The organism is Arthrobacter sp. SD1074B, assembly GCF_056780195.1.
The window spans coordinates 2,711,822-2,735,887 of the sequence record NZ_JBRAZT010000001.1 but is presented as its reverse complement, the minus strand read 5'-3'; the positions used below and the strand labels follow the sequence as shown (position 1 = coordinate 2,735,887).

The 24,066-nt window shown below is 68.1% G+C and carries 20 protein-coding genes; 15 read left to right on the top strand and 5 right to left on the bottom strand.

The genetic code is table 11. The features are described from left to right. Nucleotides 1–17: 17 nt before the first annotated feature. From ACUYM2_RS12710 to ACUYM2_RS12695, 4 genes are read left to right on the top strand one after another with little or no spacing between them, the layout of a single operon-like run. Entirely contained in the window at nucleotides 18–614 is a 597-nt protein-coding gene (locus ACUYM2_RS12710) for an acyltransferase (RefSeq protein ID WP_481600384.1), read from the top strand. Beyond that, nucleotides 611–1,702, top strand: a complete 1,092-nt coding sequence (locus tag ACUYM2_RS12705) for a DegT/DnrJ/EryC1/StrS family aminotransferase (protein WP_481600383.1) — start codon at nucleotides 611–613, stop codon at nucleotides 1,700–1,702. Before ACUYM2_RS12710 ends, ACUYM2_RS12705 begins: the two co-directional genes overlap by 4 nt. 1 nt (nucleotide 1,703) lies before the next feature. Beyond that, nucleotides 1,704–2,699, top strand: a complete 996-nt coding sequence (locus ACUYM2_RS12700; RefSeq protein WP_481600382.1) for a Gfo/Idh/MocA family oxidoreductase — start codon at nucleotides 1,704–1,706, stop codon at nucleotides 2,697–2,699. After that, nucleotides 2,696–3,859 (top strand): glycosyltransferase family 4 protein, encoded by a 1,164-nt coding sequence (locus ACUYM2_RS12695; protein ID WP_481600381.1) that lies wholly within the window; start codon nucleotides 2,696–2,698, stop codon nucleotides 3,857–3,859. The genes ACUYM2_RS12700 and ACUYM2_RS12695 overlap by 4 nt, the downstream gene beginning before the upstream one ends. 61 nt (nucleotides 3,860–3,920) lie before the next feature. On the opposite strand, the gene wecB is transcribed toward ACUYM2_RS12695, so the two are convergent. The 3 genes from wecB to ACUYM2_RS12680 all read right to left on the bottom strand — a co-directional run bounded on the left by wecB (nucleotide 3,921) and on the right by ACUYM2_RS12680 (nucleotide 8,385). Continuing rightward, a complete protein-coding gene (wecB, locus tag ACUYM2_RS12690; RefSeq protein ID WP_481600380.1) occupies nucleotides 3,921–4,997 on the bottom strand; it encodes a non-hydrolyzing UDP-N-acetylglucosamine 2-epimerase in 1,077 nt (358 codons plus the stop codon). Nucleotides 4,998–5,076: 79 nt separating this feature from the next. Continuing rightward, on the bottom strand, nucleotides 5,077–7,083 hold the full coding sequence (locus ACUYM2_RS12685; protein ID WP_481600379.1) for a DUF6541 family protein: 2,007 nt from the start codon (nucleotides 7,081–7,083) through the stop codon (nucleotides 5,077–5,079). A gap of 120 nt (nucleotides 7,084–7,203) precedes the next feature. Continuing rightward, entirely contained in the window at nucleotides 7,204–8,385 is a 1,182-nt protein-coding gene (locus tag ACUYM2_RS12680) for a glycosyltransferase family 2 protein (protein ID WP_481600378.1), read from the bottom strand. Between the two features lie 53 nt (nucleotides 8,386–8,438). Between ACUYM2_RS12680 and ACUYM2_RS12675 the strand changes: the two genes are divergently transcribed. From ACUYM2_RS12675 to ACUYM2_RS12665, 3 genes are all read left to right on the top strand, one after another. Then, complete coding sequence (locus ACUYM2_RS12675) at nucleotides 8,439–9,545, top strand: glycosyltransferase (protein WP_481600377.1); 1,107 nt, start codon at nucleotides 8,439–8,441, stop codon at nucleotides 9,543–9,545. A gap of 74 nt (nucleotides 9,546–9,619) precedes the next feature. After that, nucleotides 9,620–10,741 carry a glycosyltransferase gene (locus ACUYM2_RS12670; RefSeq protein ID WP_481600376.1) on the top strand — a complete coding sequence of 374 codons (1,122 nt, stop codon included), beginning with the start codon at nucleotides 9,620–9,622 and terminating at the stop codon, nucleotides 10,739–10,741. 16 nt (nucleotides 10,742–10,757) lie between these two features. Next, a complete protein-coding gene (locus tag ACUYM2_RS12665; protein ID WP_481600375.1) occupies nucleotides 10,758–11,765 on the top strand; it encodes a glycosyltransferase in 1,008 nt (335 codons plus the stop codon). Between the two features lie 6 nt (nucleotides 11,766–11,771). Here ACUYM2_RS12665 and ACUYM2_RS12660 read toward each other — a convergent pair whose 3' ends face one another. Then, the gene (locus tag ACUYM2_RS12660; protein WP_481600374.1) at nucleotides 11,772–13,616 is read right to left on the bottom strand and encodes an ABC transporter ATP-binding protein; all 1,845 of its coding nucleotides are present in this window, start codon (nucleotides 13,614–13,616) and stop codon (nucleotides 11,772–11,774) included. A gap of 144 nt (nucleotides 13,617–13,760) precedes the next feature. Here ACUYM2_RS12660 and ACUYM2_RS12655 point away from each other — a divergent pair, with 144 nt between their 5' ends. The 7 genes from ACUYM2_RS12655 (at nucleotide 13,761) to ACUYM2_RS12625 (ending at nucleotide 19,985) form a co-directional block, all read left to right on the top strand. Then, nucleotides 13,761–14,729 carry a glycosyltransferase family protein gene (locus ACUYM2_RS12655; RefSeq protein ID WP_481600373.1) on the top strand — a complete coding sequence of 323 codons (969 nt, stop codon included), beginning with the start codon at nucleotides 13,761–13,763 and terminating at the stop codon, nucleotides 14,727–14,729. Next, complete coding sequence (locus ACUYM2_RS12650; protein WP_481600372.1) at nucleotides 14,726–16,069, top strand: glycosyltransferase; 1,344 nt, start codon at nucleotides 14,726–14,728, stop codon at nucleotides 16,067–16,069. Before ACUYM2_RS12655 ends, ACUYM2_RS12650 begins: the two co-directional genes overlap by 4 nt. After that, complete coding sequence (locus tag ACUYM2_RS12645) at nucleotides 16,066–16,560, top strand: hypothetical protein (protein WP_481600371.1); 495 nt, start codon at nucleotides 16,066–16,068, stop codon at nucleotides 16,558–16,560. Before ACUYM2_RS12650 ends, ACUYM2_RS12645 begins: the two co-directional genes overlap by 4 nt. A gap of 41 nt (nucleotides 16,561–16,601) precedes the next feature. Further along, nucleotides 16,602–17,267: a glycosyltransferase family 2 protein gene (locus tag ACUYM2_RS12640; RefSeq protein WP_481600370.1), complete on the top strand. Its 666-nt coding sequence runs from the start codon at nucleotides 16,602–16,604 to the stop codon at nucleotides 17,265–17,267. Between the two features lie 4 nt (nucleotides 17,268–17,271). After that, nucleotides 17,272–17,670: a DUF2304 family protein gene (locus ACUYM2_RS12635; protein ID WP_481600369.1), complete on the top strand. Its 399-nt coding sequence runs from the start codon at nucleotides 17,272–17,274 to the stop codon at nucleotides 17,668–17,670. Next, complete coding sequence (locus ACUYM2_RS12630; RefSeq protein WP_481600368.1) at nucleotides 17,667–18,758, top strand: acyltransferase; 1,092 nt, start codon at nucleotides 17,667–17,669, stop codon at nucleotides 18,756–18,758. Before ACUYM2_RS12635 ends, ACUYM2_RS12630 begins: the two co-directional genes overlap by 4 nt. 81 nt (nucleotides 18,759–18,839) lie before the next feature. Beyond that, nucleotides 18,840–19,985: a glycosyltransferase family protein gene (locus ACUYM2_RS12625; RefSeq protein WP_481600367.1), complete on the top strand. Its 1,146-nt coding sequence runs from the start codon at nucleotides 18,840–18,842 to the stop codon at nucleotides 19,983–19,985. A 37-nt stretch (nucleotides 19,986–20,022) separates the two neighbouring features. Here ACUYM2_RS12625 and ACUYM2_RS12620 read toward each other — a convergent pair whose 3' ends face one another. Further along, nucleotides 20,023–22,692, bottom strand: coding sequence for a GH25 family lysozyme (locus ACUYM2_RS12620; RefSeq protein WP_481600366.1), 2,670 nt, complete (start codon nucleotides 22,690–22,692; stop codon nucleotides 20,023–20,025). 236 nt (nucleotides 22,693–22,928) lie between these two features. Here ACUYM2_RS12620 and galE point away from each other — a divergent pair, with 236 nt between their 5' ends. After that, entirely contained in the window at nucleotides 22,929–23,972 is a 1,044-nt protein-coding gene (gene galE, locus ACUYM2_RS12615) for a UDP-glucose 4-epimerase GalE (protein WP_481600365.1), read from the top strand. Nucleotides 23,973–24,066: the final 94 nt, after the last annotated feature.

The window sequence follows — 24,066 nt, the reverse complement described above, 5'->3', positions numbered from 1 at the left end:
CTGACAGGAGATCCACGATGAACAACATTGCCCCGAGCGCTGATGTGTCGGACCGCGCGGTGCTGGGTACCGGCACCAAGATCTGGCATCTGGCCCAGGTCCGCGAGGACGCCGTCCTGGGAGAAAACTGCATCGTCGGCCGCGGCGCCTATGTCGGCACCGGCGTCCAGATCGGCGACAACACCAAGATCCAGAACTACGCCCTGGTCTATGAGCCCGCCACGCTGGGGAAGGGCGTCTTCATTGGACCCGCGGTGGTCCTGACGAACGACACCTACCCGCGCTCGGTCAGCCCGGACGGATCGTTGAAAAGCGCGCACGACTGGACCCCGGTGGGTGTCACCATCGAGGATGGAGCGTCCATCGGCGCCCGTGCCGTGTGCGTCGCGCCGGTGACGATCGGACGCTGGGCGACCATCGCCGCCGGAGCCGTCGTCACCAAGGATGTCCCGGCGTTTGCCCTGATGGCCGGAGTACCGGCCAAGCGGCTCGGTTGGGTCGGCAAGGCCGGCTTCCCGCTGCGTGAGGCGGACGGCTTCTGGGTGTGCCCCGAGACGGGCGCCAAATATGTAGAAGAAGAAAATTTCCTGAAAGAGGCAGAGGACAACGCATGAGCCTGGACTTTATCCCCGCAGCCAAGCCGATCATCGGCGATGAAGAGCGGGCGGCCGTCGACGCCGTCCTCGCCTCCGGAATGCTGGCCCAAGGCAAGCAGGTCGCGGAGTTCGAAACCGAGTTCTCCTCGGTGCTGGTTGACGGCCGCGCGGCCGTCGCCGTGAACTCCGGCACCTCCGGCCTGCACCTTGGTCTCCTCGCCGCCGGTGTCGGCCCCGGCGACGAGGTCATCGTGCCCTCGTTCACCTTTGCCGCCACCGGCAACGCCGTGGCGCTCACCGGCGCTACCCCGGTGTTCGCCGACATCGAGCTGGACCACTACACCCTGGACACGGACCATGTCGCGTCACTGATCACGGACAAGACCAAGGGCATCATGCCGGTCCACCTCTACGGCCACCCGTTCGACGTCGAGGGCCTCGGGCGGATCGCCGCGGAGCGGGGCATCGACCTGTACGAGGACGCCGCCCAGGCGCACGGGGCAAGCTTCAACGGCAAGAAGGTGGGCAGCTTCGGCACCTTTGCCATGTTCAGCCTGTACCCGACCAAGAACATGACCTCCGGCGAGGGCGGCATGGTCACGACGTCGGACCCCGACGTCGAGCACAAGCTGCGGCTGCTGCGCAACCAGGGCATGGAGAAGCAGTACGAGAACGAGATCGTCGGCTTCAACGCCCGCATGACGGACCTGCACGCCGCCATCGGCCGTGTCCAGCTCACTAAGGTGCTGGCCTGGACCGCGCAGCGGCAGCAGAACGCGGCCTTCCTCGACGCCAACCTTGAGAACGTCGGGACCCCGGCCGTCAAGGCCGGCGCGGGCCACGTCTACCACCAGTACACCATCCGGGTCACCGAGGACCGGGACGGCCTGGCCAAGGCGCTGCGGGAGGAATACAACATCGGAACCGGCGTGTACTACCCGGTCCCGAACCACCGGCTGCCGTCCTTCAACCGCACCGAAGACCTGCCCAACACGGAGACGGCGGCCAAGGAAGTGCTCTCGCTGCCGGTCCACCCGTCCCTGAGCCAGGATGACCTCGAGCGGATTGTCACGGCGGTCAACGCCGTCGCCAAGGCCGGTGCCTGAGATGGCGAACCTGCGTGTCGGCCTGATCGGGCTGGGAATGATGGGCCGGCACCACGCCCGCGTCCTTCGCGAACTGCCCGGCGTCGACCTCGTAGCGGTCGCGGACGCCTATGGCGACCCGCACGGCGTCGCCGGCGGCCTCAAGGTGCTGTCCTCGGTGGAGGAGCTGATCGCCGAGGGCCTGGACATGGCCGTCGCCGCTGTCCCGACCGGGATGCACGAGGAAGTCGGCCTGGCCCTGGCCGAAGCCGGGATCCACACCTTGGTGGAGAAGCCGATCGCCGCCAGCGCCCCGGCAGGCCAGCGCCTGGTTGACGCCTTCGAGGCCAAGAACCTCGTCGGCGCCGTCGGCCACATTGAGCGTTTCAATCCGGCGCTCCAGTCCCTGCGGAAGCGGATCGAAGCGGGCGAACTCGGCGAGGTGTACCAGATTGCCACCCGCCGTCAGGGTCCCTTCCCGTCGCGCATCGCCGACGTCGGCGTCGTCAAGGACCTGGGTACGCACGATATCGACCTGACCGCCTGGCTCGCCCAGAGCCGTTTCGAGTCGATCTTCGCCCATGTCACCACGCGCAGCGGCCGTCCGCATGAGGACATGGTCGCCGCGACAGGACAGCTTGAAAACGGCGTCATCACCAACCACCTGGTGAACTGGCTTTCCCCGATGAAGGAGCGCCTGACCATCGTCACCGGCGAAAAGGGCGCTTTCGTCGCGGACACGGTGACCGCCGACCTGACGTTCTTCGAGAACGGCACCGTGGCCACGGAGTGGGAGTCCATGGCGGCGTTCCGGGGAGTCTCCGAGGGCAACATGACGCGGCTGGCCATCGCCAAACCCGAGCCGCTGCGAACCGAGCACGAAGCCTTCCGCGACGCCGTCCTGGGGCTGCGCAACGACGTCGTGACCATGCGCGAAGGCCTCGACACCCTGTCCGTCGCCGAGGCCGTGCTGGAGTCCGCGCGCAGCGGGCAGATGGTCAAAGTCGTCGCCTCGTGACGGCCGGTCCCCGATTGCGGGTCGCGGTCGCCACCCGGCTTTTCACGCCCGAAGTAGGGGCCGCCGCATTCCGCCTCCAGGCGCTGGTGGACGGGCTGGTGGCCGCGGGGGCTGAGGTGCAGGTCGTGACGACCCGCGCCCCAGGCGGTGCGTCGGCCGGCAGCGTCCCGTTCAAGATCAGCCGGTGGCCCGTGCTGCGGGACCCGGGCGGCAACGTCCGCGGCTACCTGCAGTACCTGAGTTTCGACATCCCGGCCTTCTTCCGCCTGCTGGCGCTGGACGCCGATGTTGTCGTCTCCGAGCCGCCGCCCACCACCGGCCTGGTGGTGGCCCTCAGCAGCTGGCTGCGCCGCCGTCCGTTCGTCTACTACGCGGCAGACGTGTGGAGCGAAGCGCTGTCCGCCATGGACGTCCCGGGCGTCGTCATCGGCCTGATGCGGCGCGTCGAAGGCTTAGTGCTGCGCCGCGCCGCCTGCGTCATTGCCATCTCCGACGCGGTCGCAGAGCAGGTCGCGAAGTTCGGCGTGCCGGCCGAGCGGCTCCGGGTAGTGGCCAACGGGGTCGACACCTCGGTGTTCAACCCCGACGGCGAGGCCGTCACCGGACACCGGCCCTATTTCGCCTACACCGGGACCATCTCCGAATGGCAGGGAGCCGACGTTTTTGTCCGCGCCCTGCCGGCCGTGCAACAGAAGTTCCCGGACGCGGAGATCCGTTTTTTCGGGCAGGGCACGGACGAACCGGCCCTCCGGGCGCTGGCTGCCGAGACCGTTCCCGGAAGCGTTGTCTTCGGCGGCGTCGTTCCGCCCCGGCAGGCCGCGTCCTGGCTGCGGGGAGCCACCGCGGCACTCGTGAGCATTAAGCCGGGCCAGGGTTACGACTTCGCCAAGCCGACCAAAATCTACGCCGCCGCAGGCTGCGGCACCCGGGTGATCTTCGCCGGCGCCGGCGAGGGGGCGGCTGTGGTGGCCGGCAACGGGCTCGGCGACGCCGTCGCGCACGACCCGCAGGCCGTCGCGGCCGCGATGGTCGCCGCGCTGGAAGGCGCCGACACCGGCCGCGGACTCCGCTCGCAGTGGGTGGCGGACAACGCATCCCTCGCCGCAGCGGGCCAGGCTGCCGCGGCCATCGTCGCCGCAGCGGGGAAGCCCGGGCGCTAAAAAGGCGGGAACGGACGCTCATTGTCGTCCGTTCCCGCCGCTGACCGGCGCCTGCGCCCGGCTACTTGCGGCCGGACTCCGCGTTGAAGGCGAGGAGTGCGTCCACGATCTTCTCGGCAGCGTGTCCGTCGCCGTACGGGGCAGCTTCGGTGGGCTCCGGAGCAGGCCGCTTCACGGTGTCGGCAAGGATGGAGAGGTCTTCGCTCACCAGGACGTTCCACCGTGACTCCAGGGTCTCAACCCACTCCGTCTCGGGACGGATCGTGGTGCACGGAACGCGCAGCAGGAAGGCCTCCTTCTGCAGTCCGCCCGAGTCGGTGATAACGCCCGCACTGTTGACGACGGCGTTGACCAGCTGCGGGTAGGCCAGAGGCGGGCACACCCGGATGCTTCCCTGCTCGAGGTCGAGCCCGTGCCGTTCGGCGAAGCTGACCAGGCGCGGATGGGCCAGCAGGAGCACCGGCCGGTCCAGCGAGGCCAGGGACCCAAGGATGGACTTGAGCCGGGACGGCGAGTCCGTGTTGTCCGGGCGGTGGATCGTGCTGACGTAGAAGCCCTGCGGGGACACATCGAGGGGGAGCGGTTCGTTCCGGCTCTCCAGCAGGTCACGGACCTGGTACAGGACATCGGTCATGACGTCTCCGACGAGGACCGTCTTGGCCGCCAGGCCCTCGTTGGCCAGGTGGTCGACGGCGACCTGCGTCGGGGCCAGCAGCAAGTCCGCAGCGTGGTCGGTCAGGACGCGGTTGTGCTCTTCCGGCATCCGCCGGTTGAAGGAGCGCAGGCCGGCCTCAAGGTGCGCCAGCGGGATGTGCAGTTTGACGGCGGCGATGGCGGCGGCCAGGGTGGAGTTCGTGTCCCCGTAAACCAGCACGCAGTCGGGCTTGGCCTCTTCCAGGATCTCCTCCAGGCCGGAGAGCATGGCCCCGGTCTGTGCCCCGTGCTTGCCGGAGCCGACGCCGAGGTTGAAATCCGGTGCCGGGATACCCAGGTCACGGAAGAAGACATCGCTCATGAGTTCGTCATAGTGCTGGCCCGTGTGGGCAATGAGGTGCTCCGCCCGGCCGGACAGGGCCGACGCGATCGGTGCGAGCTTTACAAACTGTGGTCTTGCGCCGACGACGCTGAGAATACGCATGGTTCCAGCTTAGGCGATTGCTGGCCCCGGCCACGGCGGCTGTGACCCCGGGCACGGGCCGCCGCCAGGTGGAGCAGGCTCAGCAGGCGTCGACCTTGTACAGCTTCGCCGCGCCCTGCTGGTCCACGAGTTCGACCTTGGCGCCCGGGGTCGTCATAACGTCGACGAACGCGGGGTAGGCCCGGGCCTCCACGAAGTTGAGCATGTAGAAGTTTCCGAAGTCGAGGATGTAGTCCACATGGTCCTTCGCCGCGAGCTGGCAGGTGTCCGAGCCCGGCTGCGCCGTCGTGATGTCCTTTGCGATCTTGCGCAATTCGGCGTCGGGACCGGGCGAAATGTGGTACTGCGTGACGTGGCGGCCCGACACGGCGTAGGCCAGCGGTCCGCCGTTGAACGGGTTGACGCCGATCACGGCGTCTTTCGGCACGGTCGACCCGAGCCGGGACATCAGGGCGAACTCGTCATTGGATACCGCCCAGCCCGGGGAAAAGGAATAGGACTTGGTGATCTTCGCCGCGACGACGGCCAGGCCCGGGCCTTGGACGTTGTTCACCAGGTTGGAGAGCAGGACGGCCATGATGGCAGCTGATGCGACGGCGTACAGGCTGGCGGATCCCCTGAACTCGGGGAGGCCCAGGCGCCGGCCGGCGGATCGTTTCGCGGCGACGCGCTGGAGCAACCCCCGGACCGCGGACACCAGCCCGTCGGCACCCACGCCGCCCAGCACAATCATGAACAACGGCACCAGGCCGGCAAGACGGTAGGGGTCCTGGTACCAGCTGCCGGTCGTGAAGTGCCGGAAGCGGCCCTGGTACATGTAGACGGCGACGATGTAGAGGGCGGCGGAAATCAGCGCGCAGGCAATCATCCACGCGCCCTTCCGCCGCAGGAGGATGGTGATGACGCCCAGCAGGGCCGCCCAGGAGGCGACCATCGTCTCGTTGCCGCCCAGGAGGGTGCCTGTTGTGACGTCGCCTACAGCCTCGGACAGGGTCCGGCTGGGTTTCCAGTTGTCGTAGCTCAGGAGCAGGGCCTGCCAGATGACCAGGAAGGCAGCTGCGGAGGCCAGCCCCCACAGGACGACGAACGCGATGGCCTTGGCGCCGGCCCGTGCCCGGATCCGGGAGCGCAACTGGGAAAACCAGGCACCTGCGATCAGCGGGACGGAGAACGCCATCAGCGCCGTGGCCCCGTTGGGCTGGGAGAGGAACAATGCCGCCAGCGCCACGAGCAAAAAGGACCAGAGACTGACGTTGTCCAGGAACCTTTCCCGCCCTGCGTTGAACAATCCCACGAGGACCAGCAGCGCCAGCGGCAGCAGGCTGTAGGCGAGGGTGTTGGGGTACAGCGGGCCCCACTGGAGCAGTTGGAAGGGAAAAATCCAGAAGCCGCCGCTCAGGGTGCCGGCAACCACGAGTGGCAGGACGCGGGGACCGACGATGCCCCGGACCAGCATGATGCAGGCGAAGGGCCACAGCAGGGCGCTCACCGCAACGGTGACGGCGTTTTCGCTGACGAAGACGTCGTTGTTGGTCAGCTGGGCCACGAGGGCAGCCAGGGAATGCCACACGGAAGGGTAGATGGCGATCCCGGCATCCGGCGTGAGCATCCGGCCCAGCGTCAAGGACGATGCGTTGCCGGTTTCGAGGATGTACCGGATCGCGTTGAGGTGGAAGACGTTGTCGTACACCTGGGCGAAGTTCCCGGGCGTGCCGATCGCCGGAAGCAGGCGGGTGGTGATCAGGGTGGCCCCTGCAATCAGGCCGCCGGCGACTGCTGCCCATTGGACGGCGGGCGCCGCCGAAGCCGGCGCGACCGGGGTGATCCGGCGCTTGAAGAACCGTCGCAGCAGGAAAGCCAGGCCGGTGCAGACTGCGGTCACGAGCAGGTAGCTGGGAAGGCCCCAGCCCAGACGAAGCAGACCCCCCAGGACACCGGCGAGGCCAATAAGTCCGCAGGAGGCCAAGGGGGCCATGGCCGCCGTGGCGAATCCTTTGGCGCCCAGGGCCCGCGCGAGCACCAGCCCCGGGAGGAACAGCAGAAGTGCGGCCACGGCGATAGCGGGAAACGCCTGCCACCAGTTCATCAATGCTCCTGCCAGTCCGAATGATCGACTCGAGTCTAGCAAGCCGGGCGGGTCCGCCCGCGCCCGGAAGCTGGCGCGGCAGGCCGCCCGGGGCGGCCTAACCGAAGCGCGCGGTTACTGTCAACGCGGTACGGCGGGCGGTGCCCTGAACACGCCGGTTCTGGCACGCAGTCTCTCGCTGAGATAGTGCCGGAGGGTCGAGTCCCGGGAGAAGGAGTCCCGCAGCCGGGCCGTGAGCAGCTCCGCAGCCCGCCCGGACCGCCGGTAGTCAGCCACCACGGATTGCAGCCGCCGAAGATCGTCAGCCGAGCCCGCGGCCTGGATCAGGGACGAGTCCCGCCGGCTCATGCTTGGGATCGGACCGCCGGCAAGGGCCAAGACCCGCCCGGTGACGTCACGCCAGTACAGGCTCTCCTCCGGATCCCAGAGCGGGGCCCGGCCGGGGGAGCCCGGGCTGTCGGGGGTGCCCGGGGTGTCAGCGCGCCGGAGCAGGGCACCGATGCCGTGCACCCTGAGGATCTTGTGCGCGATGGCGCGCCGTTCGGGCGCGGTCGCCTGCCGCAGCCAGTCAGCCGCCAGCAGGTTTTCCAGCCAGGCGAACTCCTGCCGCAACGGCCGGATCGAGCTCGTAACGCGGGCCGGCCCTGAGTCGTCGGTCTGGTGGTACGCGGGGGCGCCGTACGGATAGCAGATAGCCCCGGAGCGGAACCACAGGCGCAGCGTCGGTTCGAGGTCTTCACCGGTAAGGATGCCTTCGGTGTAGCGGAAGCCTACGGCCTTCAGGCTCCCGCGGCGCAGCAGGCCGTAGGGCACGCTGCGGTACGCCAGCCCGTCTCGGAGAGGGTGCAGGACGGGCGGCTTTGACGGCCGGATCCGTGGCGCCGCGAGGACGTTTCCCTCGGGTGTCCGCAACGGCGCGATGACTGCCGCGGCATGGTGATTCTCGGCCACCTCCCACCAGGACAGCAGCGAGCCTGGTTCCAGGTAGTCGTCCGAGTCAAGGAAACTCAGGTAGTCGGCCGTGCTGCGGCCCAGGGCCAAGTTGCGCGGGCCCGCCGGTGACGCGACGCCGTCGGAATGGCCGAGATAGCTGACGCCGGCGGCCCCGTCGGTCAATCCGGCTGTGAACCCGGCGTGCTGGGTCAGGCTGTCCGCCGCCAGATTGTGCAGCACCACCGTCACGCGCAGCTCGACGCCGCGGGCGGACAGTTCGGAACGCTGCTCGACGACGGAGGCCACCGCCCGCGCTACCGGCCGCGCCGGATCATGGACCGGAATGACGACTTCGATGCTCCGGTTCACAGGTTCATACTCCTCGTCGGGCTGCGTGCTGGGTTCCGCGATAACCTTACTGGGTGGACAACCAAAGCCAGGATTCCGTGCTGCTCGACGTCGTGATCGCTGTGCACACCCCGGACCGGCCCGTGGAACGCGCTGTGGCCTCCCTGGTTGCCGGTGGCCTGCCGGCCGACCCGGCCGCACGGCAGCGGCTGAGGATCACCGTCGTCTGCCATAACACAGAGGTGGAGCCCATTCGCGCCCGCGTCGCTGCCGGGCATCAGCCACTGGTTCGGTTCCTGCAGTACACGGACGGGATCAAGAGCCCCGCCGGTCCCTTTAACCACGGCATTGCCCGGGCCACCGGAACCTGGGTGGCGATTATGGGAAGCGACGATTCGGTGGAGGCCGGTGCGCTGGCGGGCTGGGTGGGAAGGGCCGAAGCTGACCGCGCCGACGTCCTCATCGCCCCGATGGCGCACGCCGGCGGCAGCACCATCCGCACGCCGGTGGTCCGTCCGGCCCGGCGCACGGGCCTGGACCCGGTGCGTGACCGCCTGGCGTACCGGACCGCCCCGTTGGGCCTGATGCGGCTGTCCCTGGTCCGCGCCCTCGGCCTGGAATTTCCCACGGCCTATGCCACGGGAGAGGACCAGTCGTTCTCCGCGAAGCTGTGGTTCTCCGGCGCCAGGATCAGCTACGGACGCGGCCTGCCGCGCTACCTCGTGCATGACGACGCCCAGCTGCGGGTCACCCAGACGCCCCGCCCGGTGGCGGAGGACCTGGCCTTCGCGACGGATCTTGTGGCCACCGGCTGGTTCGGCGGGTTGCCGCCACGGTCCCGTACGGCGCTGGTGACGAAACTGATCCGTATCCACGTCTTCGGGCACGTCACGCTCCGGGCACAGGCCGGAACCTGGAACGCCGCCGACGCCGCCGGAATGGCCGAGGTATTGCGCCGGCTGCTGTTCGAGGCGCCGCTCGCCGCCCGTCCGCTGTCCCTCGCCGACCGGCAACTCCTGGACGCCGTCGCCCGCGAGGAAGCCGACGCCGCTACCATGGCGGGGCTCGCGGCTGCACGGCGCAACTTCACCAGCCCGCTGACCTGGATGCCCCGCGGACTGTCCCACGTTCTGCACCCGGAAGCCCCCCTGCGTTTTATGAGTGCCTCGGCACTCATCTAATCCGCCCGCCAAGGACGTTCCCGGCACCGACCGCCGTGTCCGCGGTGCGCCCGTCCACGCCATAGAAGGAACTCATGAAGATTCTGGTCATCGCCACGTGGTATCCGCACGACGAGAACCCCGCCGAGGCTCCGTTCAACGCGGACCATGTCGACGCGATCCGGCGCCGCGGGCACCAGGTCCGGGTGGTCCACGTCCGGCTCGGCAGGGGGCTGGCGATGCCGGCCCGTACCTCGGGCGACTGGGACGGGACGCCGGTGCGCCGCATCCTCGCGGACCCGGCCCGGCCGCTCACCCTCCTGCAGACACTTCGGACCCTGCACCGTGAAATGGCCTGGGCCGACGCGATCCACACGATGGCTTTCTCCAGCGTCCTCGTCGCCGCCCCGGCCTGGGCGCTGCGCGCCGTGGCGGGGCGCGGTCCCGCCTGGGTCCACACCGAGCACTGGAACGGCGTCGTCAACCCCGGCAGCGTGTCGCCCCTGTGGGCCAGGCTCTCCTGGTTGCGTGTCGTGCTCCGGCTGCCGCACGTCGTCACCGGTGTCACCGGCCAACTCGCCGCCGAGATGCAGAAGTTCGCGCGGCCGCACGCGGCGGTGACCATCCCCTGCGTGGTCAAGGGGCCCGCAGCCGTGACCGCCGCGGCGTTTGGGCCGGTGTTGCGGCTGGTGGCGGTGGGCGGCCTGATCGCACGGAAGCGGCCCCAGGAGGCCATCGAGGCCATCGCCTGGCTCCGGAACCAGGGCACGGAGGCGCACTTGACCTGGGTCGGCGAGGGGCCGCTGCGCGCGCAGTGCCACGACCTGGCCGCGCGGCTCGGCCTGCAGGAGCAGGTGAGGTTGGTGGGATCGGTGAGGCCTTCCGACGTCGCAGGCTACCTCTCCGACGCTGACCTCTTCTTCCTGCCCACGGCCCAGGAGAACTTCTTCACCTCGGCTGCCGAGGCGCTCGCAGCCGGCCGCGCCGTCGTGGCGACGCGGGTGGGCGGTTTCAGCGACTACGCTAACGACGCCAACAGCCGCCTGGTGGACGACGCCGCCCCGGAGGTGCTGGGACGGGCGATCGTGGCGGCGCAGGCCGCGTTCAAAGACGTCCCCGCGGAGGTCATCGCCGACCCCATCCGTTCGCGCTTCTCGCCCGACGCTGTCGGGGAACGGTTCGACCGTGCCTACGTGGCGGCGCTGGCCCGTGCCTAGTGATCGGAGCGCTAGAGTGAGCAACCACCCGAGGGTCCTCCAGTTCAATGACTGTGCGTTCGTCGCCCGGTCGATGGTCCGCGCCGCGGGGCGGGCCGGTATCACCTGGGACTACCTGCCGCCCGAACAGGTCCGCCCACTGACGGCGGCACCGGCCAGCCCGGTCCTGGCCAGGGCCCGGTTTGTCCCTTATGTTGCGCGCAGGGCCGCGAAGCTGCTGCGCGCCGATGTCGTCCACGTCCACTACGCCACCAGCGCACGCCTGCTGCGGGAACGGGGCATGCCGCGGCGGCCGTACGTGCTGACGCTGCACGGCACGGACATCCGTAAACAGTGGCGGGACCCGGAGTTCCACGACGAAATCCAACGGGCGATCGACGGTGCCGCCCACGTTTTTTTCGCCAACAACGACACCGCAGACAACGCCCACGCGGCGCGTCCCGACGCTGAGTTCCTGCCGGCGCTCGTTGATGCCGCGGCCCTGCCGGCGTGGGAGCCGTCGGCTGAACCCACCATTGTCTTCGTTTCGCGCTGGGATGAGGACAAGGGAGTTGACGAGCAGTTGCGGCTGGCCCGCGCCCTCCGCGCGGCCGTCGGTCCCCAGACCCGTATGCTGGGGCTGAATTGGGGACCGGGCGCGGGCTCCGCGGCTGACGCGGGGGTGGAACTGCTGGAACGGATGCCGCAGGCCGAGTTCCACCGGCTGGTGTCCCGCGCACACCTGACCATCGGACAGGCGACGAAGAACTTTGCCACCAGTGAATTTGAGGCGCTCTGTATGGGAGCACCCATGGCTGCCCTGGGCCGGCGGCTACCGCGGCCCGACGACGGCACGGTGCCTCCGGTGCTGGAAGGTTCCGAGGACGAGGTCGTGGAGCAGGTCGCGGGGGCGCTCCTGGACCCGCGGGCGGCGGCCAGCCGGCTTGGGGGAGCGGCGTGGGCGCTGCCGCGCTATGACGCGGCGTCCTACGTGGCGCGGCTGGACTCGCTGTACCGTGAGGTTGCTACCTCAAGCGGCAGGTAATTGGCGCTAGGACGCCGCGTTCCTGCCGGCCAGTCGCGTGGCGTCGAAGCCTCCGGGTCCTGACCCGTCCGGAGTGTACAGCCCCGCGAGGGCGGCCTGCTGGGCGAAGTCCGGATTGAGGCGGATGACCTCGTCAAACGTCCCCTGAGAAACGACGCTGCCTTCCTTCATGAAACAGATCTGGTCGTTGTTCCGGATAGTGGAGAGACGGTGCGCGACGGAGATGACCGTGATTTCACCGTGCAGTTCGCTGATGGCGTTCGCCACCGCGGCTTCCGTGGACGTGTCCAGCGCGCTGGTGGCCTCATCGAGCACCAGCACCAGGGGGTCCATGTACAACGCCCGTGCGATGCCCAGGCGCTGGCGCTGCCCGCCCGAGAGGGCCAGGCCCCGCTCGCCCACCCGGCCGTGGACGCCGCCGGCGCGGGCATCGATGGTGTCCAGGAGCTGCGCGCGTTCCAGCGCGGTCCGCACCTTCTCCTCGTCGATGTCCCCGCCCCAGCTCAGGGCCACATTCTGTGCGACGGAGCCGTCGAAGATCGCCACGTCCTGGGGCACATACCCCACCCGCTTGCGCCAGTCCGAGAGCACCTGCTCAAGCGGCACGCCGTCGAGGGTCATGGTGCCCTTGGAGGGGGTAAGCAGGCCAAGGAAGATGTCGATCAGGGTCGATTTGCCGGCCCCGGACTGCCCGACGATGCCGACGGATGAGCCGATGGGCAGCCGGAGGTTGATATTGGTGACCGCCGGGCCCTCGGCCCCCGGGTAGGTGAATTCGACGTCCTTAAGTTCAAGCATCTTCGGCTCGCTGGTGATCGGGGTCTTGCCAAGCTTTTCGGCGTTCTCCCGGAAAATCGCGGCGTCCTTGATGTCGCGCATCACCGTCTCGGTGTAGGGCAGGGTCGACTGGACCAGGGTCAGCTGGGCCTGGACCGTGGTGAGTGCCGGAACCAGCTTGAAACCCGCCAGGCCAAAGATCGCCACCGAGGACATTGCCGTTTCCATGCCGCCGATTGCGTAGCCCACCGCCCCGATCAGCAGGAAACCGCCGATCAGCGCCATGTCGATGACGAACTTGGGGACCGAACTCATGAACCTGATGTTCGACCGTGAGCGGGCGGCACGTTCACGGCTGTGCAGGACGATGTTTCCCACTTCCTCAGCCTTGTCGCGGAGCGTGATTTCCTTCAGCGCCGCGAGCATCTCGGCGACCAGGGTCGACATGCGCATGGCGGCGTCGCGGTTCACCTTTCCGGCTTCATACGACTTCTTCGAGAGCCACAGGTACAGGAACGCCGCGATGATCCCGAGGTAAATAACGGTGGCCAGGGCGGTCTGCCACGATGCGGCGACCAGCACCACCAGCACCGACGCGAACGTCAGTGCCTGGGCCGGCAGCGTCACGGCCGGGAAAAGCACGCCCGATACGGTGTTGGCGATGCCGACGTCGATCATCCGGACCAGTTCGGTGGTGGACCGCTTCATCCGTTCCGTCCATGGGGCCCGGATGTAGCTCTGGAACAGAATGGAGCCAATCTCCAGTTCATAGTCCGCGAACTTGCGGGTGGACACCCACTGCAGCCAGATGTTCAGCATGGATTTCAGGATCATGACCAGGGCCGAGGAAACCAGGATCAGCAGGCTGAACTCCTGGGTGATCGTGCCGAGGACCGGCAGGGTCATGGCCCCGCCCTTGAGGATCTGGTTCAGGACCAGCGCAAAGACGCCCAGCGCCGCAGCATCGAGGAGTGACAGCACCGCCGAGAGCACGCCGAAGAGCAGCAGGAACCGCCTGGCGTTGGCGGGCAGGAGAGGCAGCAGCTCGCGCATCGTGCGGCGCAGGTGTTTCAAGGAGTACTCCAGGACGGCGGGGGAAGAATCCTTCCCATACTACGCGGGGTGCCGGGCCGGCCCCTGCGTGGCGGCCCGGTCCGCCGTCGCCGCGGTACCGGGCCGCGGGCATCCGCTCACTGCCGAAATGAGAAGATGGGCAGCATGAGTCAGAAGATCCGAGTCACTCAACTGTTCGACTGCGCCGACGTCGGGAAAACGCTGGTGGCCGAGGGCCGCCGGCAAGGCCTGCCGTGGCGGCTCATCCAGGGTCCCTGGACCCGGGGCGGGGGAAAAGCGGCCTATTACCGCTTCCGGGCGGAACAGCTTCTGGCCTACCCGGGAACGAGCCTGTGGCACGTGAACATGGGCGGGCGGGCCCGCTGGGCGCGTGGCGCGCTCGCCCGGCCCTATGCCCTGACCCTGCACGGCACCGACATCCGCGAAAACTACTGGCAGGACCAGCACCACACGGCCCTGAAGGAAGACATCGACCGCGCCGGCCAGGTTTGGTACACGACGCCGGACCTGCGCGAGAAGGCCGAACGTGCCCGTCCGGACGCGGAGTACCTGCCGGTCCCCGTGGATATGGACGAGCTGCCGGCGTGGGCCCCCGCAACCCGGCCGAGAGTCATCTTCCCGTCCCGCTGGGATGCCTCCAAGGGAGGGGATGCGCTGCTGCAGACCGCGGCCGAGGTGGTCGCCGCGGCCGGCGGCCCGGGCGGAGCGGACATTGTCGGCCTGGACTGGGGTGACCGGGCGGCAGAAGCGGCCGAACTGGGGGTCCGGCTCCTGCCCAGAATGCCGAAGAAGCAGTTCCTGGCGGAAATCGCCCAGGCCCACGTCGCCGTGGGCCAGGTCGCCGGAATCCTGGCGGCGAGCGAGCTGCAGGCCATCGGCATCGGGGTGCCAACGGTCTTCGCCGACCAGGTAGGGGGCTACAGCGCGGACCTTGCCACGATCAGTGTTAACCGCGCAGACGTCGGCCAGGCGGTGCGCGAGGCCCTGGCGGATCCCGTGACGGTGTCCGGAAAGCTGCAGGGACCGGAATACGTACGGCTCCACCACGGGGCTGCCGGCCTGCTTCCGACGCTGGAAGCCGGCTACGCCAAGGTGCTGGGCAGGTCCGCATGAGCAAGCCGCACCTGCTGTACGTAGCGTTCGCTTTTCCGCCGAGCACTGCCTCGTCCGTCTACCGCTGCACGGCGGTGGCCAACGCCTTCGCCGAGGACGGCTGGGAAGTCACGGTGCTGACCCTGGACCGGAACATCTGGTCCGAAATCTCCGGAGTGGACCAGAAGCTCGCGGATTCAGTGGACCCGCGGATCCGCGTCGTCCAGGTGGACGACGGCGGTTCCGAGGAACTTGCCCGCGGCGACCTCCGCCGGTTCTCCCGGTTGCGGATCGAGGCGCCCTACCTGTGGAAGGAGGTTGCCCGGCGGCGGGGACGGAAGGACTTCCCGGAGGACTTCCATGGCGCGTGGCTGGAGCCTGCCAGCGCGGCGGCCCGGGACATCCACGCCGAAAAGCCGGTGGACCTCATAATGGCGTCCGCGAGCCCCTATGTGGCGTTCGGCGTGGCCCGCTGCCTGGCGGGCGTGCCCTACATCATGGATTACCGCGACGCCTGGGCCTTCAACACCATCACCGGCGCGGAGGACTTCAGCCCGGGCAGCGCCCGGGGCCAGCTGGAGGCCCGGTTCCTGGCGGAAGCCGCCGGATCATGGTTCGTCAACGACCGGATCCGCGACGAATACGCCTCCCGGTATCCCGGGTCGGCGGCAACGATGCGGGTGGTGGCCAACGGTTTCGACCCGCAGCCGGGACACGCCCCGCCTGCGGTCCGGCAGACCCGGCACCCGCGTTTCGGATATCTGGGCACCTTGCAGTACGTCAACATGCCAATGACAGAGTTCCTGCAGGGGTGGGGCCAGGCCTTTCCCCGCCCTGAGGGCGGCGCTGAGGCGGTGTTCCGTGGGAAACTCAGCGCCTCGGGCGCGGCCGGCGCGGAGATCCTCGAGACTTTCGGCTCCGGAACACGCAACGGCCTGAGCTACGAAGGGCCGATTTCGAAACGCGATGTGGCCCGTTTCTACGGCACGGTAGATGCGCTCCTATTGCTGCTCTCGACCGGAAAGTACGTCACCGGGGGCAAGACCGCCGAGTACCTGGCAACCGGACTGCCCATCGTCTCGGTGCACGATCTGGGCAATGCGGCCACCGAACTGCTCCGTGACTATCCGTTGTGGTTTCCGGCCAAGGACCTCACGCCCGCGGGCATCGCCGCTGCCTTGCAGGCCTGCGCCGAAGCCCTGGCACAGCCGGACAGCGCCGCCTGGCAGGCAGCCTGGGAATACGGCCAGCAGTTCGCGCGGAGCGCCATCCTGGCGCCGGTCATTTCCGATTTGCGCCGGCTCGTGGGCCACCCGCTCCAGCAACCACTCGCCGAAGACCAGAGGAGTCCCCAGCCATGAAACCAACCGGAGCCCTCCGCCTCGGCATCGTCGTCGGCCGCAGCCCCAACCCCCAGGCGACCCTGAACGACCTGTGGGGCCGGGCCGAGGACGCCTTGGCGGCGACGGGCACCCGGCTGAGCGGCGACGCCCTGGTGGTTGCCGGTCCCGGCCCTGCGCCGGTGTCACCGGCCGCCGGGCTGGACGTCGTCGCCCTCCCGCCGGCCGTGCCCGGGCGCCTCGACGGAATCATCGCCGCCGTCGCCCGCAAGGGCGGCCCGCTGGGCATCGCGGGACGACTGGTCCGGGACAACCGGGAATCCCGGCAGCTCGCGAGGTCCGTAGCGGCCCGGGCAGAGCTGCAGGCTGCGCTGCTCGCCGCCGACGTGGTCGTGGCTGCCGACGTCTCCGCCAACCGGACCGTTTGGCAGCTGAGACGCCACACTTCCGCCCCGCTCGTGCACGGTCCGATCGCCATGATGCACGCCCTGCGCGGGAAGGCGGAAGGCTGAGGCGCCCCGCCCGGCCGTGCCGACTATGGAATACTTGACGGGTGAGTCGCACCTGGATAGTCATACCGATGTACAACGAGGCTTCCGTCGTTGGTGGAGTGATCGACGGAATCCGCCAAGAGTTTCCGAACGTCGTGTGCGTCGATGACGGAAGCAGCGACGGGTCGCAGGACGTGGCCAGGCGTGCCGGCGCGGTCGTCGTCCAGCACCCGGTCAACCTGGGCCAGGGCGCTGCCCTTCAAACCGGCTTCGAGTACGCACTCCAGGATCCGGAACTTGATTGCATCGTGACGTTCGACGCCGACGGCCAGCACCGGGTTGAGGACGCCAAAGCCATGGCCGAACGCGTGCGCTCCGGTGAAGCCGATCTGGTCCTGGGCTCGCGGTTCCTGGACGGGCGTACCAAATTGTCCCCGGCCAAGCGGCTGGTGCTGCGGACCGCCGCGGTCCAGTCCCGGCTGGCAACCGGGATGGCGCTGACCGACGCGCACAACGGTCTGCGCGCCATCGGCCCGGACGTCGCCCGTCAGATCCACCTCACCCAGAACCGGATGGCACACGCCTCGGAGCTGATCCACCAGGTGTCCGAGATCAATCCCCGCTGGGTGGAGCACCCTGTTGAGATCATCTACACCGATTACTCAAAGGCGAAGGGCCAGTCCCTGCTGAACTCCGTCAACATCCTCGCTGACCTTCTGTTTAGGTGAGAAATTGCAGATCATAGTTCAAATAGTCCTCGTTCTTGCCGTCATCGTCGTCTCGCTGGCGCTGATGCGGGGCGGTTCAAATGCCCGGCACCTGGCCATCCGCCGGATCATGCTGGTCATATTCGCGGTAGTGGCCGCGCTCTCGATCTTCTTCCCCGAGCTGCTGACCATGCTGGCCCGTTTCCTCGGCATTGGCCGCGGCACCGACCTTGTCCTTTACGGCCTGGTCGTCAGCTTCATGGTCTTCATGGCCACTACCTACCAGCGCTTCCGGCACATGGAAACAACGCTCACCCAGCTCTCCCGGCGGATCGCCATTGACGAAACACCCCGGCCGTGGCTCAAGGAAGCGCCGAAGGCCTCCTCGGCCGTATTTTCCGAACGGATGCAGGAAACCGAGTGACAGGGCTGGGGACCCGCCCGGCAGCCCGCGACGCGGAAGCCCCGCCGCGGGACTACTCGCTGGATATCCTGAGGATCCTCAGCATCTGCGGTGTCGTAGCGATCCACCTTTTCGGCTACGTGGTGGGGCACGCCAAGCCCCAGTCCCGCAATTGGTGGCTGGCGGCCGCCCTGGACATCCCGTTCATCTGGGTCGTCCCGGTGTTCGTGATGATCTCCGGCGCGCTGCTGCTGGCACCATCCAACCGGGTGACGGCGCCAGGGGCGTTTTACCGTAAGCGGGCGGTGCGGCTGCTGCCGGCACTGATCGTGTGGCACCTGGTGTACCTGGTCGGCGTCCGCTGGCTGATGCGCGGAGAAGACCTGCCCCCAGCCAGGGTGGCCCAGCTGCTCTTCGACGGCTCTGTCTTCACGCAGCTGTACTTCCTATGGCTGATTCTTGGTCTTTACCTGGTGGCCCCGCTCATTACGGCGTTCCTGCAGGACGGCGGCCCGCGGCGTGCGCAGACCCTGGCGGCCGTCCTGCTGGCCGCCACGGCGTTGGCCTTTATGGCGCCCGGCGTCACCGCGGCCCTGGGCTTTGCCAGGCCGATCAGCCTGAACATCTTCACGCACTGGCTGCCCTATGTTGGCTACTTCGTGGCCGGCCGGGCGCTCAGGGACGTCAGGCTCAGCGGCCGGTCCCTGGCCGCTGCCGTCGCCGTCGCCGCGGGTCTGGCGGCACTCTTGCTGTGGCAGTACGGACACCGGGGACAGGCCTCGGTTCTGAACGTGGTGTCGCCGGTCAGCTACCTCTCACTGACCGTGATGATGCTGGCCGTGGCGGTCTTCCTGTCGGCCAGGTCCCTGTTCGGCCGGATCAGGCCTGCCGCCGCGGCCGGGCGGATGCTGGTCACCCTCTCCGGCGCCTCCTTCGGCGTGTTCCTGGTCCACCTGCTGGTCTTCGAAGCCATCAGGCTGAACGTGCCGGCGGTCCATGACGGCCGGTCGATCGTGGCGGCCTTCGCAAGCTACGCTGCCACCCTGGTGGCCAGTTTTGCCCTCGCTGTCCTCGCCTCCCGCATTCGCTTCCTGCGGAACATTTTCTAGCGGGAGAGCGTCGACTCCGCCCGGCCTCCGGTTCCGGGCCAGCCGTGTGGGTGCGGCCCCGCTGTCTGGAATGATGGAAGCATGACTGCCTTGCCCCGACTGCTCATCATTTCCTTTTCACCGATCCGGTCAGACCCGCGCGTGCTCAAGCAGGTGGGGCTGTTCAGCGGGAAGTACCACCTCATCACGTGCGGATACGGGGCGGCACCGGACGGCGTGGATGAACACTTCGCCCTGTCGGCGGATGCGGTCGGGTGGCCTTCGGACAGGATTGGCCTGCTCGGCCGCCGCTACCGGCGGGCGTATGACAAGATGTCCGCGGTCCGGCAGGCCCGGGAGCTGCTGAAGGGGATTTCCGTCGACGTCATCCTCGCCAACGATCTGAACACCCTCCCTCTGGCCCTGGAGCTGGAGCCGAAGTACGGGGTCCATTCGGACCTTCATGAGTTTGCCCCTAAGGAAAAGGACGACGACGCCAAGTGGCGCCTGTTCGTCGCACCGTTCATGCGGTGGCTCTGCCGCACCTACCTGCCCCGTGCCCGCTCGCTCACCACGGTCGCTCCCGGCATCGCGGCCCAGTACACCCTGGACTTCGGCGTTGCCGCCGAGGTGGTGACCAACGCGGCGCCCTATGCGGCGGGAACGCCGCAGCCCGTCGGCGAGACCATCCGGCTGATCCACAGCGCTGCGGGCCAGCGCTACCGGAAGCTGGAGAACCTCATCGAGGCGATGCGCAGCGCGCCGCCAGGGGTTGAACTGGACATGATCGTGATGCCCAACGAACCGGACTACGTCGCCGAGTTGAAGAAGGCCGCAGCCGATGTCCCCGCGGTGAGGTTTCGCGAACCAGTGCCCTACGCCGAACTCGTGAAAACCTTGAGCAGCTACGACGTGTCCTTGGTCTTCCTTCCCCCGACGAACTTCAACATGGAGAACGCATTGCCGAACAAGTTCTTCGAAGCCGTCCAAGCCCGTCTGGGAGTGATCGTGGGGCCCTCGCCGTCAATGGTGGAAATCGTCAAGCAGTTCGGTTTTGGCACCGTCACTCCGGACTTCTCACCGTCCGCCCTGGCCGCAACGATCCAGTCGCTGGACCGCGGCCAGATCATGGAGTGGAAGCGGGCGGCCGACCGCGCGGCCGAACCGCTGGCGGCCGAGTCGCAGCTCAAGATCTGGGAAGCTGCGATCCGCGCCTTGCTGCCGGCCGCCGAGTCCGCCGCTTCCTGAGCCGCCGCCCCGGGCGGGCCGGTTGTCCCAGGGCTACCTAGGGCAGCCAGCCCGCCGAGGCCGCAGCCTTGTAACCGCTGTTGCGCTTGGGCGCCCCGGCGTAGAACCACAGGGTGCCGTTCTGGTTGACGGCGGCCAGGTCCGGCAGTCGGTCGCCGTTGAGGTTTCCCGCGCCCAGCAGGACGCTGTAGGCGTTCCAGCCCGACGTGCCGATTTTCACTCCCGCGTGGTATCCCGGGCTGGCCGCCGACACCCTGCCCGTGCCCGAGTAAAACCACAGGGTTCCGTCCGGGCGGATGCCCGCGAGGTCGTTGAGGCCGTCTCCGTCGAAGTCCTGGACGCCGGCAACGGAATGGAAGCTGGACCACCCGGACCGGCCGATCTTGACCGCCGGCGCGTAGCCCTCATCGGTCGCGGAGACCCGTCCGGTGCCGTGGTAGAACCAGAGCGAACCGTCCGGGCGGATACCCGCCAGGTCGTTCCTGCCGTCTCCGTCCAGGTCATGTGTGGCGACGAGCTTGCTGTAGACGTTCCAGCCCGAGCCCACCTTCCGGGCCGGGGAGTACCCCTCACGGCCGGCCGACAGGTCGCCGGTCCCTGCGTAGAACCAGAGGGTACCGTCGGGCCGTACGGCGAGGAGGTCGCTCTTGCCGTCGCCGTTGATGTCGCCGGTGCCGACAAGCTTGGTATAGATCTGCCAGCCGGAGCCAATTTGGCGGCCCGTCGCGTAGCCGTTGTCGCCGGTGGAGGCGTAGAACCAGAGGGCGCCGTTCTTGGCCACGGCCAGCAGGTCCGGACGGGCGTCGCCGTTGAAGTCCTGCACGGACTCCACGATGGTGAAATTGTTCCAGCTGGACTTGCCGATGTTGACGGCGGGTTTGTAGCCGGCCTCGTTCATGCCCGTCCCGGCATAAAGCAGCAACGAATTGTCACGGCGGCGGGTCAGCAGGTCCGCCTTGCTGTCGCCGTCGAGGTCCCCGGTTCCGAGCAGGTCAAGGACATCGTTCCAGCCCGAGGTGCCGATGCGGGCGCCCGGGGCGTAGCCTTCGTTCGTCGTCGAGACGGTGCCGGTTCCGTCGTAGAACCACAAGCTGCCGTCGGCTTTCGTCGCGACCAGGTCGTTGCTCGGTTTGCCGCCGAAATTCCGCACCCCGACGATGCTTGTGAAGGCATTCCAGCCGGACGAGCCGATTTTCCGGGCAGCCGCGTAACCGCTTTGCGTCGAGGAGACGGTTCCGGTGCCGGCAAAGAACCAGAGGGTCCCGTCCTTGCGGGATGCGATCAGGTCGCTTTTCCCGTCCCCGTTGAAGTCCCTGGCGCCGGTGATCTGGCTGAAGGTGCCCCAGTCGGGACTGCCGATCTTGACGGCGGGAGCATAGCCCTGGCTGCCGGAACCCACTCTGCCGGTGCCGGCGTAGAACCACATGGATCCGTCGGGCCGGATGGCGACGAAGTCGTTCCTGCGGTCGCCGTTGAAATCTCCGACGCCGATGATGCGGGTGTAAACCTTCCAGCCGGTGCCAATCCGGACCGGGCTCCCGAAGCCGCCCCGGCCGTTGCCGGGGTAGAACCAGAGGGCACCGTCGGCGCGGATGCTCAGGAGGTCATTCAGCCCGTCCCCGTTGAAGTCGTCCACGCCGGTGTTCAGGCTGGGACCCGAGTTGAAGGCGAAGCGCCGCAGCCCCTCGTAGTCGCCGTTCCAGACGTTGGAGTCGCCGGCGAAGGGGCCGGACTCGCTGTACTGCCAGAAGGAGAAGGCGCTCCAGCTGGCAGGCAACGGCCCGGCGTAGTTGCTGGCGGAGCTCGGCCAGTAGGCGGTCCACAGGGGGTAGTCACCGAAGCCTGCCGCGTCGGCGGTGCACTGCTTCCACCATGAAGTGTTGGTGTAGATCATCGGGAGCCGCCCGGTCAGCGATTTCATGGTGTTTCCGAAATCGCGCACCCAGCTGGCCAGCTGGCTGGGGGACCGGTCGTAGCAGCTGTTGCCCTGGTAGAAACCGTCGATCGTTTGTCCGGCGTAGGGGTTGGCCTCGAAGTCCAGTACCGGGGGAAGCGTGTAGCCGTCGGCGCTCCAGCCCCCGCCGTTCTGGACAAAGATCCTGGCCTGGTCAGCACCGGAGGAGGCCAGCGGGTTGGCGAAGTGGTAGGCGCCCCGGATCATTCCCACCTGCCGCGCGCCTTTGTACTGCGCGGCGAAGGAAGCGTTGGTGTAGTAGTTGCCTTCGGTGGCCTTCACATAGGCGAAGCGTGCGCCCAGATTCCACTGCGTCTGCCAGTTGACCCCCGACTGGTAGTAGCTGACGTCCAGGCCCTTGACGCCGAATGACGGCGACCAGGTGCCCTCGGTGGCCGGAGACGATCCGGTCCGGGCCGCGTGCGAGCCCTTGCTGCTCTGGCCCATCTCGGCGCCGCCCGGACCCGCCGCCGCCGCCATGGCCTCGCGGAAAGTGGTGGCGGTGGGCGCGGCAGTGGGCGCCGCAGTAGGCGTGGACGTGGGGGAGGCAGTGGCGGTCCCCGTTGGGGAGGCCGTTGGCTTCGGGCTCGCCGTCGCCGTCTCCGTGACACTGGTCGCCGGCGACGGCGCGGGGGCCGGCGCCGTGGCGTTTGCCGGCACCGGGAGTGCGGCCAACGAGAGTGCAGCGGCGGCAAGGCCGGCAGCGAGGGGTTTGACAAACGGGGTGCGTCGTCTTGCCGGGTTCGGGTTCATGTGCGTCTCTCCGGAGCGATGGCGTGCTGTGCACAGCACACCATCTGGTTCGCGATGGCCGGTCGTCCGCATAATCGGGCACCGTTAAGTCAATTCGGTTGGGTCTTGACGCGGCCACGTTAGCACCGGGTACCCGGTGAAACCAGAGTTGCCAGTGTTAGTTCTGTTACTTGTGACCATTCCGTTGTGCGGCCCGGCGCGTCCCGGCCGCCGCCGGGCAACTTAGACTGGAACCCATGAAGGTATTGGTTACCGGCGGCGCCGGCTACATAGGATCCCACACGACGCTCTCCCTCCTCGAGGAGGGGCACGACGTGGTTGTCCTTGACAACCTGATGAATTCCAACCCGGAGTCCCTGCATCGCGTGGAACAACTCACGGGCAAGAGTGTGGACTTCCGGGAGGTCGACCTGCTGGATGCCCCCGCCGTCGACGCCGTCTTCGCCGAGGGCGGCTTCGAAGCCGTCATCCACTTCGCCGGGCTCAAAGCCGTAGGGGAATCCGTCGAAAAACCCCTGATGTACTACCAGAACAACGTGGTGGGCACCCTCAACCTGCTGCACAGCATGGACGCCGCGGGGGTACGCCGCCTGGTCTTCAGCTCCTCCGCCACCGTGTACGGCGCCTCGGAGGAAGTCCCCCTGATCGAGAAGGCTCCGCTGGATGCCACCAACCCGTACGGCCGGACCAAGGAACAGATCGAGGACATCCTCTCGGACCTGTGCGCCGCCGACCCGCGCTGGAGCATTGCCCTGCTGCGCTACTTCAACCCGGTGGGCGCCCACGAATCCGGCCAGATCGGCGAGGACCCCAGCGGCATCCCCAACAACCTGCTGCCCTTCGTTGCCCAGGTGGCCGTCGGGCGCCGTGAAAAGGTCATGGTCTTCGGCAACGACTACCCGACACCGGACGGCACCGGGGTGCGAGACTACATCCACGTGATGGACCTCGCCGCCGGCCACCTTGCCGCGCTGGGCTACCTCGGCACCCGGGTAGGCGTATTCCGCTGGAACCTTGGTACCGGCCGCGGTTCCTCCGTCCTGGAGGTCATCGAGGCGTTCGGCAAGGCGGCCGGACACCCGGTGCCCTACGAATTCGCCCCCCGCCGCCCGGGTGACGCCGCCGTCAGTTACGCCGATCCCTCGGCTGCGCTCGCCGACCTGGGCTGGTCCGCGCACCGGAACCTGGCGCAGATGTGCGAGGACCATTGGCGCTGGCAGAGCAGGAACCCGCAGGGCTACGCTGCGGTCGCCGAGACTGCCGGAGTGGCCGCAGACTAGCGTTCCCGGGCGGCGGCCCGGCCAGGCCGGGTCGCCGGGCACTTATCCACAGGTGCAAGCGGGGCTCTTGTCTGATTGCCGCGCCTCCTCTAGT